This window comes from Chitinophagaceae bacterium, from assembly GCA_016699815.1.
Taxonomy (GTDB): Bacteria; Bacteroidota; Bacteroidia; order Chitinophagales; family Chitinophagaceae; genus Ferruginibacter.
The window spans coordinates 2,352,255-2,368,075 of record CP065012.1 but is presented as its reverse complement, the minus strand read 5'-3'; the positions used below and the strand labels follow the sequence as shown (position 1 = coordinate 2,368,075).

Sequence of the window (15,821 nt, the reverse complement as noted above, 5' to 3'; positions counted from 1 at the left end):
AAATGGTATGCCGGAATTACGCTATATATTAATTTCTTAATTTTCGTTCTCCTTTTTCAATTTCGTATGTACATAATAAGGTTCTTCGTCGTGGCTTACTGTTTCCTGCTGGTTCCAAAAAGCCTGTGTTACAATATGGCCAGTATTTGTTTTTAATAAACGTCCAAAAATAGCATTTGTTGGGTTAAAGGTTAAATCCGTAACGCCCAGGGTAAAAGTGGGTATGGCCGTTGGCACCTGTTCTGTGGATTGTACACCGCCCTCACCTTCTGCAGCGGGTTTTGCTACGGCAACCTTTGCTGGCGGAGAAGGAATAATAACCACAGTAAAACCATTTTTCTGCAGCAGGTTTTTCAAAAATTCAGCTCGTGGCCTGTTAATATTTTTCTCCACCACAGAACATTTTATTCCGTCCAGATCATCAAACTCATGATTTTTATTTATGGCCATGTTTTAAATTAAAAATTACCAAACAGATTTTACTAATGTGGCAATGTATTCATAAGCGCCACTCATAACGCCGGTTACAATTGTTCCGGCAGTACAAACCCACAAAGCAATTTTTGGCAAAGGGCTTACGAAAATTATTTCCCTATCTTTTTCTTCTGCGTCCATAAACATCAGCTTTACTATGCGCAGGTAGTAATATACAGAGAGCACAATATTTAACGCAACAAGGGTGAGTATCACATAATTTACGCTTCCGGCAACAGCCAGTACCAAAAAGAATTTTCCAAAAAAACCTGCCATAGGCGGAATGCCGGCAAGGGAAAATAAAGCCAATGCAAATACCCAGGCCAGTGCAGGGTTTTTTTTATAGAAACCTTTAAAATCGTTAACTGCTTCGCTACCGGTTTGATTATATACAACAGCAATGATACCAAAAGCGGCAAGGTTGCTGAAAATATAGATCATAATAAAATAAATGAGCGCAGATGTACTCATTAATTTAGCTGCTGCCAATGCAATGAGTACAAAACCCATTTGAGTAATAGATGAAAAAGCCATAAAGCGCTTTATATTTTGTTGCCTAAGGGCAAAAAGGTTGCCCAGTGTTATTGAAAACAAAGCAATTAAAATAATTACTGCACGCCAGGTACCTATGATATTATTAAAAACATAAAACAACAGGTAAGCCAATATAAACATAACACTGCCTTTGGAAATTACCGAAAGATAAGAAGTGGCCGCCACCGGTGCACCCTCGTAAACATCAGCTGTCCATAAATGAAAGGGCACAGCAGATATTTTAAACCCAATACCGGCAAGCACAAAAATAAAAGCAAATAAAAATGCCGGGCTGCCGGAAGCCAGTTGATGCAGTTCAAAAAAATCCAACGTACCCGTTAAGGCATAAATGAAACCGCCGCCAAATAAAAACATGGCCGATGCAAATGCCGAGCTCATAATATATTTTAGCGCTGCTTCTGAAGAACGCTTTTTGCCCAAATCAAAATTGGCCAGCAAGGCAACCGGTATGCCTGCAAGTTCCAGCCCCAAAAAAAACATGAGCAAATGCCTGCTGCTGATTAAATAAAAAGCGCCCAGCAATGCTGCCAGCATTAAAATATAAAACTCCAGGTAATGACGGTGGGTTTTTAACCAATCATAGGACAACAAAGAAATAATTAGCAGCGCAAAATTGAGCAGGTTTTTTTGAAAAACTATTAAGGCATTGGTGTGGTACATATTGCCAAATAAACTACCGCTGCTGTTTCCCCAAAAACCCAGTAGAAAATTTACAAGCAGTAAAACATTAATCCATTTTATCAAGGTTTCGGCAACCAGGTTGTTTGAAGCCAGGAAAATGATAAGTAACAGGAAGATGAGTGCCGAAAGCATTAGTTCCTGTTTCATCAAAAGTAAGTACTCAAGCATCCTAATGGCTTATTTTATTTAAATGATAATTTTTGCATAATAAAATCTGTTGCCGGGTAAATAATATCGGTAACAACAAATGGAGCAATGCCCATAATAAATATTCCAGCGGCCAGCAAGTACACAGCAGCCCTTTCGTTCCAATAAGGATTTGCCTTTCCGTAGAGTTCGGTTATTGCTGCATCTCCAGTACTGTTATTTATTTTTACTGGCCCCATAATAACCTTTGCAGTTGCCCTTAAGATATACACGGCAGTAACCACAATACTAGCCGCAGCTAAAATAGTTGCCCATTGATAATACCAGCCTGCCCTTTGCCAACTACCTACAAATACCGTCATCTCTGCAACAAAGCCGCTAAGCCCGGGCAATCCAAGAGAGCACAGCCCCACAATAACAAAAATGGTAGAAATAAAAGGCATAATTTTTAGCAAGCCGCCCATTTTTGAAACCTGCCTGGTATGGGTACGTTCATAAATCATACCGATAACGGCAAAGAAAAGGGCCGTCATTAATCCATGGCTAATCATTTGCAATACCGCACCGTTAACCGCTGTTTTGGTAAGCATCCCAATACCCAGCAATACAAATCCGCAATGGCTTACGGATGAATACGCATTGATATATTTGAGATCGGTTTGCATCATGGTAACAAATGCGCCATACAAAACAGCAATACAGGCAAGTACAATAATTGCATTGGAATAAAATTGTGCCCCATCAGGCATTAAATAAACGGCTACCCGTAAACACCCATAACCGCCCAGCTTCATTGAAATGCCCGCCAGGAACATACTTGCAGCCGTAGGTGCAGAAGAGTGGCCATCGGGTACCCAGGTATGAAAAGGGAATAAAGCCGTAAAAATCCCAAAGCCAATAAAGGCAAATGGGAAAAATACTTTTTGCTTATCCAAAGGCAAGGGATTATCGGCAACCGTAAGTAAATTAAAATGATGTACCCCATGTGTAGTGCTGAAATAATACAACCCGGTAATACCCACAAACACCAGAGCAGATGCTGCCATAAGCATTAAAGCCAGCTTCATGGCGCTGTATTCTTTTTTACCGCTTCCCCAAATACCAATAAGCATAAACTTGGGCACAACCGCCAGCTCCAGAAAGAAAAACAGCGTAAATAAATCTAATGATATAAAAAAACCATAAGCGCCAATGGCCAATACCTGCATCAAAAAAAAGTATTCTTTGCTCATGCGCTTTACATTCCACGATATCAAAATACCGGCCAGTACAATAAATGCCGTTAGCAATATCATGGCTACCGAAATGCCATCCACACCTACAAAATAGCCTATGTTTAAATTGCTGAACCATTCATATTGCTGCTGAAATAAAAATGTGGTACGATCTGTTTTTCTTTGTTCAATAAATAAAAATGCAAGGCAACAAGCCAATACCAGCTGTGCTATGCCCGAAGCAAGTGCAATAAGTTTTACCTGCTTTTGGTTGTTTACCAAAAGCCCTGCAACAGCCAAAATTAATGGCACAATTATGAGCAAACTCAGGTTCATATTACTTCCATAAATAAATAAACATTATAAGTAACAAGGCAATACCCGCAAAAAAGAACATGAGGTATTGCTGCAATTTTCCACTTTGCAAATTTTTTATTGATTTTGACAAATCTACCGTAGATGCGGCCAACTCATTCACTGCACCATCCACAAGCTTCCTATCCATTCTTTCGGCATTTTTGCCCAGTTTATTAAAAATGATGCGTTGCGTAATAAAGTTGTACAACTCATCTATATAAAATTTATTTTTTGCAAGGGTATAAATGCCTTTCATGGAATTTGCCACAGCTTCGGCTTTACCCGATGCCGATTGATACATCCACATAGCCAATAAAATACCGGTAAGCGCAAGGGCCACAGGAAGTATGGAAAAACTTAAATCAAAATGCTGTGCCAATGCCCTTCCATCTGCCGAAACATATTTGCCAAATGAAATAAAACCGGCACCAACAGTACATGCCGACAGTATTAGCAAAGGAATTTTCATGGAAGCGCCTGTTGAAGTATGGTGCTGCAACTGTTGTGATGGTTTGTTCCAAAAAACAGAAAAATATAGCCGGAACATATAAAAAGCCGTAAGGCCCGAGGTAATGAGTGCTACAAGGTAAACCAGTTTGTTTTTTTGATATGCCGCAAGCAAAATTTCTTCTTTACTGAAAAACCCGGCAAAAGGCGGAATGCCTGAAATGGCAAGGCAGGCAATTAAAAATGCAGCGTGGGTAAGGGGTAAATTTTTTCGCAGACCGCCCATGTCTTCCATATTATTGCTGTGTACAACATGAATAATTACACCGGCACATAAAAACAATAACGATTTAAAAAATGCATGAGTAAATAAATGAAACATGCCTGCAGTAAAGCCAAGCGATGCTTCTCCACTGCTCCCGCTTACAGCAAGGGCCAGCATCATGTATCCAATTTGGCTCATGGTACTGTAGGCCAAAATGCGTTTAATATCTGATTGTGTACAGGCAATTATTGCTGCAATAAAAGAAGACATCAACCCAACGATTAAAACTATTTGCAATGAAGCGCCATTAAAAACATACAAAGGAAATAACCGGGCCACTAAAAACACACCTGCCACCACCATTGTTGCAGCATGTATCAAAGCGCTAACAGGCGTTGGGCCTTCCATGGCATCAGGCAACCAAACATGAAGGGGAAACATGGCGCTTTTGCCTGCCCCGCCCATAAAAATGAGCGTTAATGCCCAGGTTAAGCCAGAGCAACCCAGGAACAATGGCGCTGCTGCTGCTGCAAAATCGGGTGACTGAGGATGAGAAAGGTTTTGAATTACCGTAATAAAATCGAGGCTATTGCCAAAATACGATAACATTAAAATACCGATAAGAAAACCAAAATCGGCAAAACGGGTAACAATAAATGCTTTTTTTGCTGCCGCAACAGCAGATGATTTTTGAAAATAAAACCCAATTAACAAATAAGATGAAATACCCACCAACTCCCAAAAAATATACATTTGAAATAAATTGGATGCCATTACCAGGCCAAGCATTGAAAAAGTAAACAAGCCGAGATAAGCATAATAGGTAGCAAACCGCTCTTCTCCTTTCATATAACTGAGGCTGAAAAGATGCACCATCAGCGAAATAAAAGTTACCACAATTAACATAATCACCGAAATAGGATCGAGTAGTATGCCGATATTTATAGAAAGGTTATTGGTGAACCCGAGCCAGTGAATATCCATCGCCACTAACTTATAGTAAACATCAAATGCTTTACCAAAATAAAAAAAATATTGCGCTGCTACAATTAGGGAAAGAACGGCAGACGCCAGCAAAAGCAGGCTGGCAATAACACCAGAGGATTTATTGAAATATTTTTTTCCAAACAAACCTAACAACACAAAGCCGGCAAAGGGCAACAATGGAATGAATAATATATAAAGCTGGTTATGCATTAAAATTTCATTTCACCTGCTTCATCCACATCAATAGATTGATGAGACCGGTAAAGGTTAATAATTATGGCAATGGCCACAGCGGCTTCTGCAGCAGCTATGGTAATAATAAAAATGGTAAAAAATACCCCGTCGAGTTTATCGGGATATAAATATTTATTGGCGGCAATAAAATTTATATTTACGCTATTGAGCATCAGCTCAACAGACATAAGCATAGAGATAAGGTTTTTTCTGGTAAAAAAACCATACATGCCAATAAAAAAGAGCAGGCTGCTTAAAACAAATATATGTGCTACCGGTATCAACTTAAATTTTATTAATTATTTTTTCGGCATTTTTTTGTTCGGGGCTTTTCATAGCAATAACAATACAGCCTACCATTGCAGCCAGCAGTAAAATACTCACCACTTCAAAGGGCAATACAAACCCGTTTTTACCGGTATGCAACATTGCTGTGCCAATTTTACTTACCGAAGGGTCAAATATTTTTGTGGAAACAGGAAAATTAATGTTACTGATGATATAGATACTAAAGGCTACTCCAAACAAAGCAGATAAAACTGCAAAAATGTTGCGGGCAGGCGGCGCTTTGGCCATTTCATTACCCGATTGCTGCGTAAGAAAAACAGCAAATATGATGAGTACAACAATACCGCCAACATATACGGCAATTTGAACAGCGGCAATAAATTCCACTTCCATCCAAAAATACAAACCGGCAACACCTATTAAGGAAAGCAGTAACCATATTGCTGAGCGAAAAATTTTACGGGTAGTAACGGATAGAAAACCCGTTACCAGTATTATGGCAGCAATGCAATAAAAAGTAATTTGATAAGCAGTCATCCTGTTTTTTTTTGTTTTACTCTACACCCGACCTTACTTTAGAGCCTTCGTTATTTAATTTTTTTGTGAGCTTATTCCTGTCAAATACACTGTGTTCATAGGCGGTATCCATTTTAATTGCCGATGTTGGGCAAGCTTCCACACACAGGTTGCACATAGTGCACATTTCCAGGTGATACACAAATGTATCAATAGCTTTTTTCTTTTTCCCTTCGGGTGATATATCAAACTTAGTTACAATTTTAATGCTTCCATTAGGGCAGGCCAGTTCACATGCCGTGCATCCTGTGCAAGCATGCTCGTTATTTTCATCATGCATCAATACCACTTCTCCCCTGAACCTTTCTGCAATTACGGGCATTTCATCGGGGTATTGCTGTGTAATAATTTCTTTGGGCCTTACAAAATAAAATAAGGTACGCCGCATACCAATAGCCAGCGACTTTACCGCCCCAAAAACATCCTTTATATAATTTATCAAAAACATGTTTATCCATTAAAAATGCCAACCGCTAATTGCCACAACGGTTACCAGCAATAAATTTATTAAACTTATGGGTAATAAATATTTCCATTCCAGGTTGAGCAATTGATCAATGCGTAACCGTGGAAAAGTCCACCTAAACCACATCATTACAAAAATGAGAAAAAAAGTTTTTCCAAAAAACCATACAATGCCCGGTATATAATCCATTACATGGTTAAAACTGGTATTGCTGCCAAAATGCAACGGCATCCATCCGCCCAGGAACAGGGTGGCGCCAATGGCACACACAATAAATACATTTACATATTCAGCTAAAAAAAATAACGCAAACTTCATTCCCGAATATTCTGTATGAAACCCTGCGGTAAGTTCACTTTCAGCTTCGGCCATATCAAATGGCGCTCTATTGGTTTCGGCAGTAGAAGCAATAATAAAAATTACAAAAGCTATTATTGCCGGTATATGGCCTTTAAATAACCACCATCCATTTGCCTGTGATTGAATGATATCGCTAAAAGTTAAGCTACCCGATAAAATTACTATGGCTAAAATGGAAAAGCCGGCACTTAGTTCGTAGCTCACAATTTGTGCGCCGCTACGCATTGCGCCGAGTAAAGAATATTTATTGTTACTGCTCCACCCGGCCATTAAAATACCAATTACGCTTACCGAAGAAACAGCGCTTACAAACAACACCCCAATATTTACATCCCATATTTGAAACCCATTGGCAAAAGGTAATGGAGCCAGCAATATCATGGCTACAATCATTACTAAAAATGGGGCAAGATGAAATAAAAACCTGTCCACATTGTTTGGCGTCATTCCTTCTTTTACAATTAATTTAATGGTATCGGCCACGGTTTGAAACATCCCTTTTGGCCCCACACGGTTGGGCCCCAAACGTACCTGCATAAAAGAAGAAACCTTTCTTTCCATAAGCACAAGTACCAGCCCAAGAATTGCAAATAAGCTTATGGCAAGCAGGGCTACAATAATTGCCTCAAATAAAAAAGCCATTGCAGGGCTGAACATTTCATTCAACTTTACATCGGTTCTTTTTACTATTTCATTAAGGCTCCACATGTATAAAAAAGTTGTACAATTTTATCGGTCTATATCCGGTATTACCAAATCAATGCTTCCCATTACGGCAACAAAATCGCCAATTTTACCGCCCACAGCCATATGCTCCAAAGCACTTAAATTACTAAAACCAGGGGAGCGAAATTTAATACGGTAAGGCGTTGTAGCGCCTTCGCTCACAATATACACCCCTAATTCCCCACGGGCAGTTTCTACCTTACTGTAAAATTCGCCTTTGGGTGGTTTCAACACTGCTTTTGTTTTTGCCTGAAAATCTCCTTCCGGGATATTATCAATTAACTGCTCAATAATACTAAGGCTTTGCCGCATTTCCTGCATCCTTACATTATATCTTGCCCAGCTATCGCAACCTGTATCAATTATTTCTTCAAAATTTAATTTATCGTAAATGGCATAAGGAAAATGTTTGCGTACATCACAACTCACCCCGCTTGCCCTTGCCACAGGCCCTGTGCAACCATAAGAAATTGCGGCTTCCCTGCTCAAATGACCAATGCCTTTGGTACGGTTTTGAAAAATTATATTATCGGTAACCAGTTCATCATACTCTGGCAATTTAAATTTGAATTGCCTGATGAAAGCATGGACTTTATTTTGAAAACCGGGATGCAAATCCATGAGTACACCACCGGGAACCATATAGTTCATGGTTAACCTTGTACCACAGGTATCTTCAAAAATATCGGTGATCATTTCTCTTTCCCTAAAGGCATGAAAGAAAGGGGTAAGCGCACCAATATCCATTGCCATAGAAGCCCACCAAAGCATATGAGATGCCATACGGGTAAGTTCATCCATGAGTACCCGGATGACCAATGCCCTTGCCGGCAATTCTATTTGCATGGCCTGCTCTGTAACCAGGCAACATGCATGGTTATTGATATGGCTGCTAAGATAATCCATGCGGCTGGTTACATAAATAAACTGGCGGTAGCTGAGGCTTTCGCACATTTTTTCTATGGAGCGATGGATATAGCCCAGGTGAGGTTCTACTTTTTTGATGGTTTCACCATTGAGGGTTATTACAAAATGTAATACACCATGCGTTGCAGGATGCTGCGGCCCTATGTTGATGATCATTTCACCTTCGGCGGTGGGTTGTTGCAATATATTGGTAGTTGTGTACAAATTATAGTTTTATCATGTTCACAGGGTCTTCAAAATCTTTTCTCAAAGGGTTGCGGCCCTCCCATCCATCGGGCAAAATCAACAATCGTAAATCTGGATGATGAAGGAATGTTACACCAAACATTTCATACACTTCTCTTTCATTAAAATTGGCCGTAAGCCAAATGGATGAAACCGATTCTATCTCGGGATTATCACGGTTCAAATCGGATTTTACAAAAAGTTCATGGCCAAAAATTGTAGAACGAAGAAAATAAACCATGGTAAGTTTTGTCTTCCAGTCTATACAAGTTTCGCAATAAAGAAAATCGAATTGCAAATTTTTATGGTTGCGCAACAAGCCTGCAATGCTTAACCAATCAGCAGAAGGAACAATAACATAGGGCCATTGGCTACCCTCTTCAAAAGTTGCGGCTGGCAAAAGTTCGGCAAGTAGTATTTTCAGTTCTTCTTTGGTCATCAGGTTTTTTCAAAAATAGATTAGATTACTGGCAACATTTTCATTTCTTCCTTTATTTGTTCACGGGTTAAACCCATTCTTATTTTTTTCTGTAAAGCAATTAAAGCATGAATGAGGGCTTCGGGCCTTGGCGGGCAGCCGGGAATGTACACATCTACAGGAATTACATGATCTGCACCTTTTACTACGCTGTAGGTATTATAAAAAAAAGGCCCGCCACTAATGGCACAGGCGCCCATTGCAACCACATATTTGGGTTCGGCCATTTGATCGTAAAGGCGCTTGAGTACAGGTGCCATTTTATTTACAATTGTACCGGCAATAATAATAACATCTGCCTGCCTTGGTGAAGCCCTTACTACTTCAAAACCAAAGCGGCTCCAATCGTACCTGGCAGAATTTACCGACATAAACTCAATGGCACAGCAGCTTGTACCAAATGTAAGAGGCCACAAAGAATTGCTCCTGGCCCAATTGATAAGGTCATCGAGTTTACTGGTGCTAATGGCAGACCCGGTTTCCCGAACTATTTCGCCTGGAAATACCTCCGCACCCTGCGATTTAATTTCTTCACTCATATTATTGCCACTTCAAAGCGCCTTTTTTATGTGCATATAAAAAACCTAAAAATAAAATAAAGAGAAAAACCATCACTTCAGCCAGGGCAAACCAGCCGATTTTTTTCACTACCACTGCCCAGGGAAATAAAAAAATCAATTCTACATCAAATAATAAAAAGAGCAGGGCAAACAAATAATATCCTACATTAAACTGTACCCAAGTGGGGCCTTTTGTTGGTACGCCACATTCATAAGGCTCACCTTTTTGCTTATTGGTAGTAGGTTTTAATAAAAATTTGGAAACCAGTAATGCAATACCCGAAAAGGCAATGGCTGCAAAAGAAAGAATGATGAGGGAAGCGGCTCCCATATTTCGCAATATTAATTGCCTTAAAGTTAACCATCATTGGCAATTACACAAAATATGTTTTATACATATTGTGGAAATATATAGGCGCTTCAAATTCCTATTGCAAGTGCAGTGTAAAAACAAAATATAAAATACTCAAAAAATTAATAAACTTTTTCATTGGTACCATTTGAGAGAATAAAAATAGCAACTGTATCCTTTAAAAAAAATTCCCTAAATGGCGTAGTGGCCAAAAAATTGCTGTTTAAATCACTACGTTGATCATTTTACCTTTTACAAAAATTATTTTTTTAGGCGCTTTGCCTTCCAGCCATTTTTGTACCACATCGTTTTGCAATACAATAGCTTCTACTTCAGTCTGCTGCAGCTCAAGAGAAAGCGTAAGGGTAGTTCTCAGTTTACCATTTATGCTCAATGGGTATTCTTTGCTGGTTTCTACTAAATATTTTTCTTCCAGTGCTGGATAATCAGCGTCTAACACAGAGCCAGTATTGCCCAATTGGCTCCAAAGTTCTTCTGCAATATGCGGCGCATAAGGTGCAAGCAGTACCAATAGTTTTTGAAGCACTTCTTTTTTATGGCATTTGGCATCGGCAAGTTCATTTACACAAACCATAAAAGCGCTTACGGCTGTATTAAAAGAAAAGTTCTCGGTATCCTGTTCTATTTTTTTAATGGTGCGGTTGATGATTTTTAGTTCGGAATCGGTTGATTGGTCAACTGTCCATATTTTTCCTTTCAACTCATCATTAAACAAGCGCCAGAGTTTTCTTAAAAAACGGTGTACGCCTTCAATGCCCTTGGTATCCCAGGGTTTGCTTTGCTCCACAGGGCCCAGGAACATTTCGTACATTCGAAAAGTATCGGCACCGTATTTTTCACACAACTCATCGGGGTTAACCGTGTTGTATTTTGATTTGGACATTTTTTCAACTTCAACACCGCAGATGTATTTTCCATCATCCTCCAAAATAAATGCTGCATTGACAAACTCAGCATTTTTCCATTTTTTAAATTCATTAATTTTCAATTCAACTCCATCAACTAAGTTTACATCAACATGAAGTTCATTCACATTATAATCTGCCTTTTTACTGATTGAAACAAATTTATTTGTTCCGGTTATCCTATACACTAACCTGCTACTCCCCTGTATCATCCCCTGGTTCACCAACCTTTTAAAAGGCTCATCAAAGCCTATCAATCCCAGGTCGAACAACACTTTTGTCCACATGCGGCTGTAGAGTAAATGGCCTACGGCATGTTCTGTACCGCCAATATAAACATCTACCTGGTTCCAGTAATCGCTTGCTTTGCGGTTGCAAAAACTATTGTTGTTGTGTGGATCCATGTAGCGTAAAAAATACCAACTGCTTCCGGCATAACCGGGCATGGTACTTGTTTCCATATTGGCATCTTTCCATTCCTGTATGTTTGCCAGCGGCCCTTCCCCATCTGGCCCGGGGCCATATTTTTCCACATGTGGTAATTGTAAAGGCAGTTCATCTTCGTTTAATGCAACGGGCAAGCCATCTACCCATTTTATAGGAAAAGGCTCGCCCCAATAACGCTGGCGGCTAAAGCCTGCATCTCTCATTTTGTAATTCACTTTTCTTTTACCAATACCCAGTTCTACTATTTTATTTACGGCTACGCCAATGGCTTCTTTCATGAGCAAACCATTTAAAAAATCGCTATTTTCCAGTACTGCATCTTTTGTAGGGTTGGCTTCGTTGCCATTAAAATGGCTGCCTATTATATTAGTAATGGGAATGTTAAAATGTTGGGCAAAATCATAATCTCTTTGGTCGCCACAGGGTACGGCCATTATAGCCCCAGTTCCATAACCTGCCAACACATATTCTGCAATGTAAATTGGTATTTCCCTGCCATTAAAAGGATTTTTTGCATAAGCGCCGGTAAAGCAGCCGGTAACTTGTTTAACTTCGCTCATACGCTCCCTGTCGCTACGGCTTTTTACATAAGTAAGGTATTCTTCAATAGCATCGGCCTGCTTATCACTCACAATTTCTTTTACCAATTCATGTTCGGGTGCCAGCACCAAAAAGTCCACACCAAAAATAGTATCGGGCCGGGTGCTGTAAACCGTTATAGGCTCATCTAAATATGTTTCTGAAATAGAACCCTTTACAATCGAAATCGAATTGTCTTGCTGAATAACTTCCTTTTTTTTAACAGATTTTCCAATCTTAATTTCAAATTCTATCTCTGCTCCTTCGCTCCTTCCTATCCAGTTGCGCTGCATTTCTTTCATAGCATCGCTAAAGTCTACTGTATCCAGGCCTTGCAGCAACCTGTCGGCATAAGCCGTAATGCGCAAATACCATTGGCGCATTTTCTTTTTTACAACCGGGTGGCCGCCCCTTTCACTTACGCCGTTTACTACTTCGTCATTGGCCAGTACGGTTCCTAGCGCTTCGCACCAGTTTACTTCACCATAAGCTACAAAAGCAAGGCGGCGTTTCATCAACCAATCGCTTTTCGTTTTTTCATCAAAGGCATTCCAGGCATCGGCTGTAAACTTGCTGCTGCCCTTAGTTTCGTATTTATTTATTAACGTTGTTATAGGTAAAGCTGCTTTGCAGGTATTACAAAAATAACTGTTGAAGAGTTGCAGAAAAATCCACTGTGTCCATTTATAATATTGTGCATCGCTGGTGCGTACTTCTCTATCCCAATCGTAACAAAAACCAATTTTATCTAATTGCTTTTTAAAAGTGTCAATATTTTTATGGGTAGTATCGGCTGGGTGCTTACCGGTTTCAATAGCATATTGCTCAGCCGGTAAACCAAAACTATCAAAGCCCATTGGATGTAGTACATTAAACCCTTTTAATCTTTTATAACGGCTGTAAATATCGCTGGCAATATAGCCCAATGGATGACCCACATGCAAACCTGCGCCGCTGGGGTAGGGGAACATATCCAGTACATAATATTTGGGTTTGCTACTATTATTACTTATGGAATAGGTATTGCTTGCCTTCCAGTCATCCTGCCATTTTTTTTCTATATCCTTAAAATTGTATTCCATTCTTGTTTATGCTATCATTGATTTTATTAAATAGTATTTTAACAAAACAATAGGCGTAACTATAGTTCTATAAAAATATATTTGACAGGCAATCTCAATTTTTTTGTAAGCCGCAAATTTAAAGCAAAGCAGTTAAAATCCTTTATTTTTGCTGCAAATGGCGTTAATAATAGAGAATGATGAATGGGGTTACATTGAAAATAACATTACTTTATTCATTTGTGAGGTAAAAATATAATAGCGGCAACCATATCTCCTTAGAAAAAATTAATAAATTAAAAAAACTATGGCTCAATTTGGAAAAGCTCCCGGTACAAAAAGCAAACCCAGTTATATCTATGCAATAATTGGTGTTTCCTTAGTGCTTTTTTTATTTGGAATAGTTGGCTGGTTTTTCCTAAACCTGCGTAAAACCGGCGATTATTTTAAAGAAAGCATACAGGTGCACACTTATTTAAACAGGGATGCACCCAAGGTTCAAATTGACAGCCTTACCCAATACATCAGTGCTTTACCCTATGCTAACCGTGTAGAATATGTTACCAAAGAAAAAGCCATTGCTAAATGGAATGCAGAAAACGATACTACCTGGAAACAGTTTTTATCCAACAATCCTTTGCCGGAAAGTATTGACTTTTATGTAAAAGCCGACCATGTTGATAAAGACAGCCTCGCCTTACTTGCTGCGGATTTACAAAACTATTATCCAGGCGTTATCAGCGAATTTCAATTTCCCACCGAAACTTTAACGCAGGTAAGTAAATTTGTAAAAACAGCAGCCGTAATTTTTATTATTGCAGCTATTTTATTAACGGTACTTGTGGTTATATCTATTGATAATACCATAAGGCTGGCAATGTACAGTAACCGGTTTTTGATTAAAACTATGCAAATGGTTGGTGCCACAAGGGGATTTATTTCCAAACCGCTGAATAAACGAGCTATTATAAACGGGCTAATTGCCTCTGCTATTGCTATTGTTGCTGTTTTGGGTTCTGTGATACTCATTGAAAAATTTATTCCCGACTTTAAATTATTGCACGATAACCGTGGGCTTTTATTCCTTTGTATCTTAATAGTTATTTTGGGTATTACCATTACGGTGATAAGCACGCACAGGGCAGTTATTAAATATTTAAAAATGAAGCTGGACGAATTGTATTAACAAGGCTGCAACCGATACTTATTAAATCCAGTACAGGCCAAGTTTTGGAACTTTTGGAACCTTAAGTTATATTGCAGCCTCAATAACAAGTTTATGTCAAAAAACAAACCAGAAATTTCACCTAAAACACATAAGGAATCTCATGCCAATATAGAGTTGTTTACTAAAGAAAATTATAAATGGATGCTGATTGGCCTTGCGGTACTGGCCGTAGGTTTTTTTTTAATGGCCGGCGGTAAAGGTACCAATCCTCAGGTGTTTGACCCTAAAGAAGTGTACAGCCCCATTCGTATAACCTTAGCGCCGTTATTAATTATTGCAGGGTTTGTAATTGAGATTTATGCCATAATGAAAAAATCAAAAACCGACTGATATTTTAAAATGCCTAACATTTTTTAACCGGTTTATAAATTTGAATTTTTATTTCAGGTTTTAAACCGGTTTTTTAATTTTAATTACTGCGTATGAATATTATTGAGAGCATCATTATTGCTATTGTAGAAGGAATTACAGAATACATCCCCATTAGCAGTACCGGGCACATGATTATTACCGAGAAACTTTTGGGTGTGGAAGAAACTGATTTTGTAAAAGTATTTACCGTAGCTATTCAGCTTGGCGCCATTTTATCGGTTTTGGTACTTTACCGCAAAAAATTCTTCGATTTTAAAAATATCAACTTTTACTTAAAGCTTGCCATAGGCGTAATACCAGCTATGGTACTGGGCCTTTTGTTTTCTAAAAAAATTGATGCCCTGCTGAATAGCAGCACTACCGTAGCAATAGCCTTATTGCTTGGCGGTATTGTTTTAATTTTTATTGATAAAGTTTTTACCCAAAATGAAATCCACAACGAAAAAGAAATTTCCTTTATCAAAGCCTTTATCATAGGTTGCTGGCAATGCCTGGCCATGGTTCCCGGGGTAAGTCGCAGCGCAGCTTCCATAATTGGCGGAATGCAGCAAAAATTAACACGTTATGCAGCTGCAGAATTTTCATTTTTTTTAGCCGTGCCTACCATGCTGGCTGCATCTGGCTATAAATTATTTAAATATTACCGACAAAATGGCGGGTTTAGCAGCAATGAGCTGCAATTGCTGGCTATAGGTAATATTGTAGCCTTTATAGTTGCGCTCCTTGCCATTAAATTTTTTATTGGTTTTTTGCAAAAACACGGCTTTAAGGTTTGGGGCATTTACCGTATTATTTTAGGCATACTCCTCCTGACGCTTATTTACAAAGGCTATTTACCTGCCTGATTATTAAAAAATCATTGCTTTTGAACCATTTAATGTGTAAATCA

General features: G+C 38.9%; 16 protein-coding genes. 3 read left to right on the top strand and 13 right to left on the bottom strand.

Translation table 11 applies throughout. The features are described from left to right. Positions 1-36 precede the first annotated feature (36 nt). From IPO46_10615 to IPO46_10555, 13 genes are all read right to left on the bottom strand, one after another. Positions 37-450, bottom strand: a complete 414-nt coding sequence (locus IPO46_10615) for a hypothetical protein (protein ID QQS62542.1) — start codon at positions 448-450, stop codon at positions 37-39. Between the two features lie 15 nt (positions 451-465). Then, positions 466-1,878, bottom strand: coding sequence for an NADH-quinone oxidoreductase subunit N (locus IPO46_10610; GenBank protein ID QQS62541.1), 1,413 nt, complete (start codon positions 1,876-1,878; stop codon positions 466-468). A gap of 14 nt (positions 1,879-1,892) precedes the next feature. Continuing rightward, the gene (locus IPO46_10605; GenBank protein ID QQS62540.1) at positions 1,893-3,407 is read right to left on the bottom strand and encodes an NADH-quinone oxidoreductase subunit M; all 1,515 of its coding nucleotides are present in this window, start codon (positions 3,405-3,407) and stop codon (positions 1,893-1,895) included. Position 3,408: 1 nt separating this feature from the next. Further along, positions 3,409-5,337 (bottom strand): NADH-quinone oxidoreductase subunit L, encoded by a 1,929-nt coding sequence (nuoL, locus tag IPO46_10600; GenBank protein QQS62539.1) that lies wholly within the window; start codon positions 5,335-5,337, stop codon positions 3,409-3,411. Continuing rightward, the gene (gene nuoK, locus IPO46_10595) at positions 5,337-5,645 is read right to left on the bottom strand and encodes an NADH-quinone oxidoreductase subunit NuoK (GenBank protein ID QQS62538.1); all 309 of its coding nucleotides are present in this window, start codon (positions 5,643-5,645) and stop codon (positions 5,337-5,339) included. The genes nuoL and nuoK overlap by 1 nt, the downstream gene beginning before the upstream one ends. Position 5,646: 1 nt before the next feature. Beyond that, the gene (locus IPO46_10590) at positions 5,647-6,186 is read right to left on the bottom strand and encodes an NADH-quinone oxidoreductase subunit J (protein ID QQS62537.1); all 540 of its coding nucleotides are present in this window, start codon (positions 6,184-6,186) and stop codon (positions 5,647-5,649) included. Between the two features lie 16 nt (positions 6,187-6,202). Continuing rightward, a complete protein-coding gene (locus IPO46_10585; GenBank protein QQS64387.1) occupies positions 6,203-6,664 on the bottom strand; it encodes a 4Fe-4S binding protein in 462 nt (153 codons plus the stop codon). Positions 6,665-6,682: 18 nt separating this feature from the next. Next, a complete protein-coding gene (gene nuoH / locus IPO46_10580; GenBank protein ID QQS62536.1) occupies positions 6,683-7,759 on the bottom strand; it encodes an NADH-quinone oxidoreductase subunit NuoH in 1,077 nt (358 codons plus the stop codon). 21 nt (positions 7,760-7,780) lie between these two features. After that, positions 7,781-8,860, bottom strand: coding sequence for an NADH-quinone oxidoreductase subunit D (locus IPO46_10575; GenBank protein QQS64386.1), 1,080 nt, complete (start codon positions 8,858-8,860; stop codon positions 7,781-7,783). A 49-nt stretch (positions 8,861-8,909) separates the two neighbouring features. Continuing rightward, a complete protein-coding gene (locus IPO46_10570) occupies positions 8,910-9,368 on the bottom strand; it encodes an NADH-quinone oxidoreductase subunit C (protein QQS62535.1) in 459 nt (152 codons plus the stop codon). A gap of 20 nt (positions 9,369-9,388) precedes the next feature. Next, entirely contained in the window at positions 9,389-9,946 is a 558-nt protein-coding gene (gene nuoB, locus IPO46_10565) for an NADH-quinone oxidoreductase subunit NuoB (protein ID QQS62534.1), read from the bottom strand. 1 nt (position 9,947) lies between these two features. Next, on the bottom strand, positions 9,948-10,298 hold the full coding sequence (locus tag IPO46_10560; GenBank protein ID QQS62533.1) for an NADH-quinone oxidoreductase subunit A: 351 nt from the start codon (positions 10,296-10,298) through the stop codon (positions 9,948-9,950). Positions 10,299-10,542: 244 nt separating this feature from the next. Continuing rightward, positions 10,543-13,353, bottom strand: a complete 2,811-nt coding sequence (locus IPO46_10555; GenBank protein QQS62532.1) for a leucine--tRNA ligase — start codon at positions 13,351-13,353, stop codon at positions 10,543-10,545. A 286-nt stretch (positions 13,354-13,639) separates the two neighbouring features. On the opposite strand from IPO46_10555, the gene IPO46_10550 reads away from it, so the two are divergent. The 3 genes from IPO46_10550 (at position 13,640) to IPO46_10540 (ending at position 15,777) form a co-directional block, all read left to right on the top strand. Next, entirely contained in the window at positions 13,640-14,518 is an 879-nt protein-coding gene (locus IPO46_10550) for a hypothetical protein (GenBank protein QQS62531.1), read from the top strand. 93 nt (positions 14,519-14,611) lie between these two features. Continuing rightward, positions 14,612-14,890, top strand: coding sequence for a DUF3098 domain-containing protein (locus IPO46_10545; GenBank protein ID QQS62530.1), 279 nt, complete (start codon positions 14,612-14,614; stop codon positions 14,888-14,890). A gap of 92 nt (positions 14,891-14,982) precedes the next feature. After that, positions 14,983-15,777 (top strand): undecaprenyl-diphosphate phosphatase, encoded by a 795-nt coding sequence (locus IPO46_10540; GenBank protein ID QQS62529.1) that lies wholly within the window; start codon positions 14,983-14,985, stop codon positions 15,775-15,777. The last annotated feature ends 44 nt before the right edge of the window (positions 15,778-15,821 follow it).

What these genes read in the sequence shown, in the direction of transcription:
- IPO46_10605 (QQS62540.1), bottom strand. Translation starts at nt 3,407, where the DNA reads ATGAACCTGAGTTTGCTCATAATTGTGCCATTAATTTTGGCTGTTGCA.
- IPO46_10575 (QQS64386.1), bottom strand. Translation starts at nt 8,860, where the DNA reads ATGATCATCAACATAGGGCCGCAGCATCCTGCAACGCATGGTGTATTA.
- IPO46_10610 (QQS62541.1), bottom strand. Translation starts at nt 1,878, where the DNA reads ATGCTTGAGTACTTACTTTTGATGAAACAGGAACTAATGCTTTCGGCA.
- IPO46_10570 (QQS62535.1), bottom strand. Translation starts at nt 9,368, where the DNA reads ATGACCAAAGAAGAACTGAAAATACTACTTGCCGAACTTTTGCCAGCC.
- IPO46_10590 (QQS62537.1), bottom strand. Translation starts at nt 6,186, where the DNA reads ATGACTGCTTATCAAATTACTTTTTATTGCATTGCTGCCATAATACTG.
- IPO46_10615 (QQS62542.1), bottom strand. Translation starts at nt 450, where the DNA reads ATGGCCATAAATAAAAATCATGAGTTTGATGATCTGGACGGAATAAAA.
- nuoL (QQS62539.1), bottom strand. Translation starts at nt 5,337, where the DNA reads ATGCATAACCAGCTTTATATATTATTCATTCCATTGTTGCCCTTTGCC.
- nuoH (QQS62536.1), bottom strand. Translation starts at nt 7,759, where the DNA reads ATGTGGAGCCTTAATGAAATAGTAAAAAGAACCGATGTAAAGTTGAAT.
- IPO46_10540 (QQS62529.1), top strand. Translation starts at nt 14,983, where the DNA reads ATGAATATTATTGAGAGCATCATTATTGCTATTGTAGAAGGAATTACA.
- IPO46_10545 (QQS62530.1), top strand. Translation starts at nt 14,612, where the DNA reads ATGTCAAAAAACAAACCAGAAATTTCACCTAAAACACATAAGGAATCT.
- IPO46_10560 (QQS62533.1), bottom strand. Translation starts at nt 10,298, where the DNA reads ATGGGAGCCGCTTCCCTCATCATTCTTTCTTTTGCAGCCATTGCCTTT.
- IPO46_10550 (QQS62531.1), top strand. Translation starts at nt 13,640, where the DNA reads ATGGCTCAATTTGGAAAAGCTCCCGGTACAAAAAGCAAACCCAGTTAT.
- IPO46_10555 (QQS62532.1), bottom strand. Translation starts at nt 13,353, where the DNA reads ATGGAATACAATTTTAAGGATATAGAAAAAAAATGGCAGGATGACTGG.
- nuoB (QQS62534.1), bottom strand. Translation starts at nt 9,946, where the DNA reads ATGAGTGAAGAAATTAAATCGCAGGGTGCGGAGGTATTTCCAGGCGAA.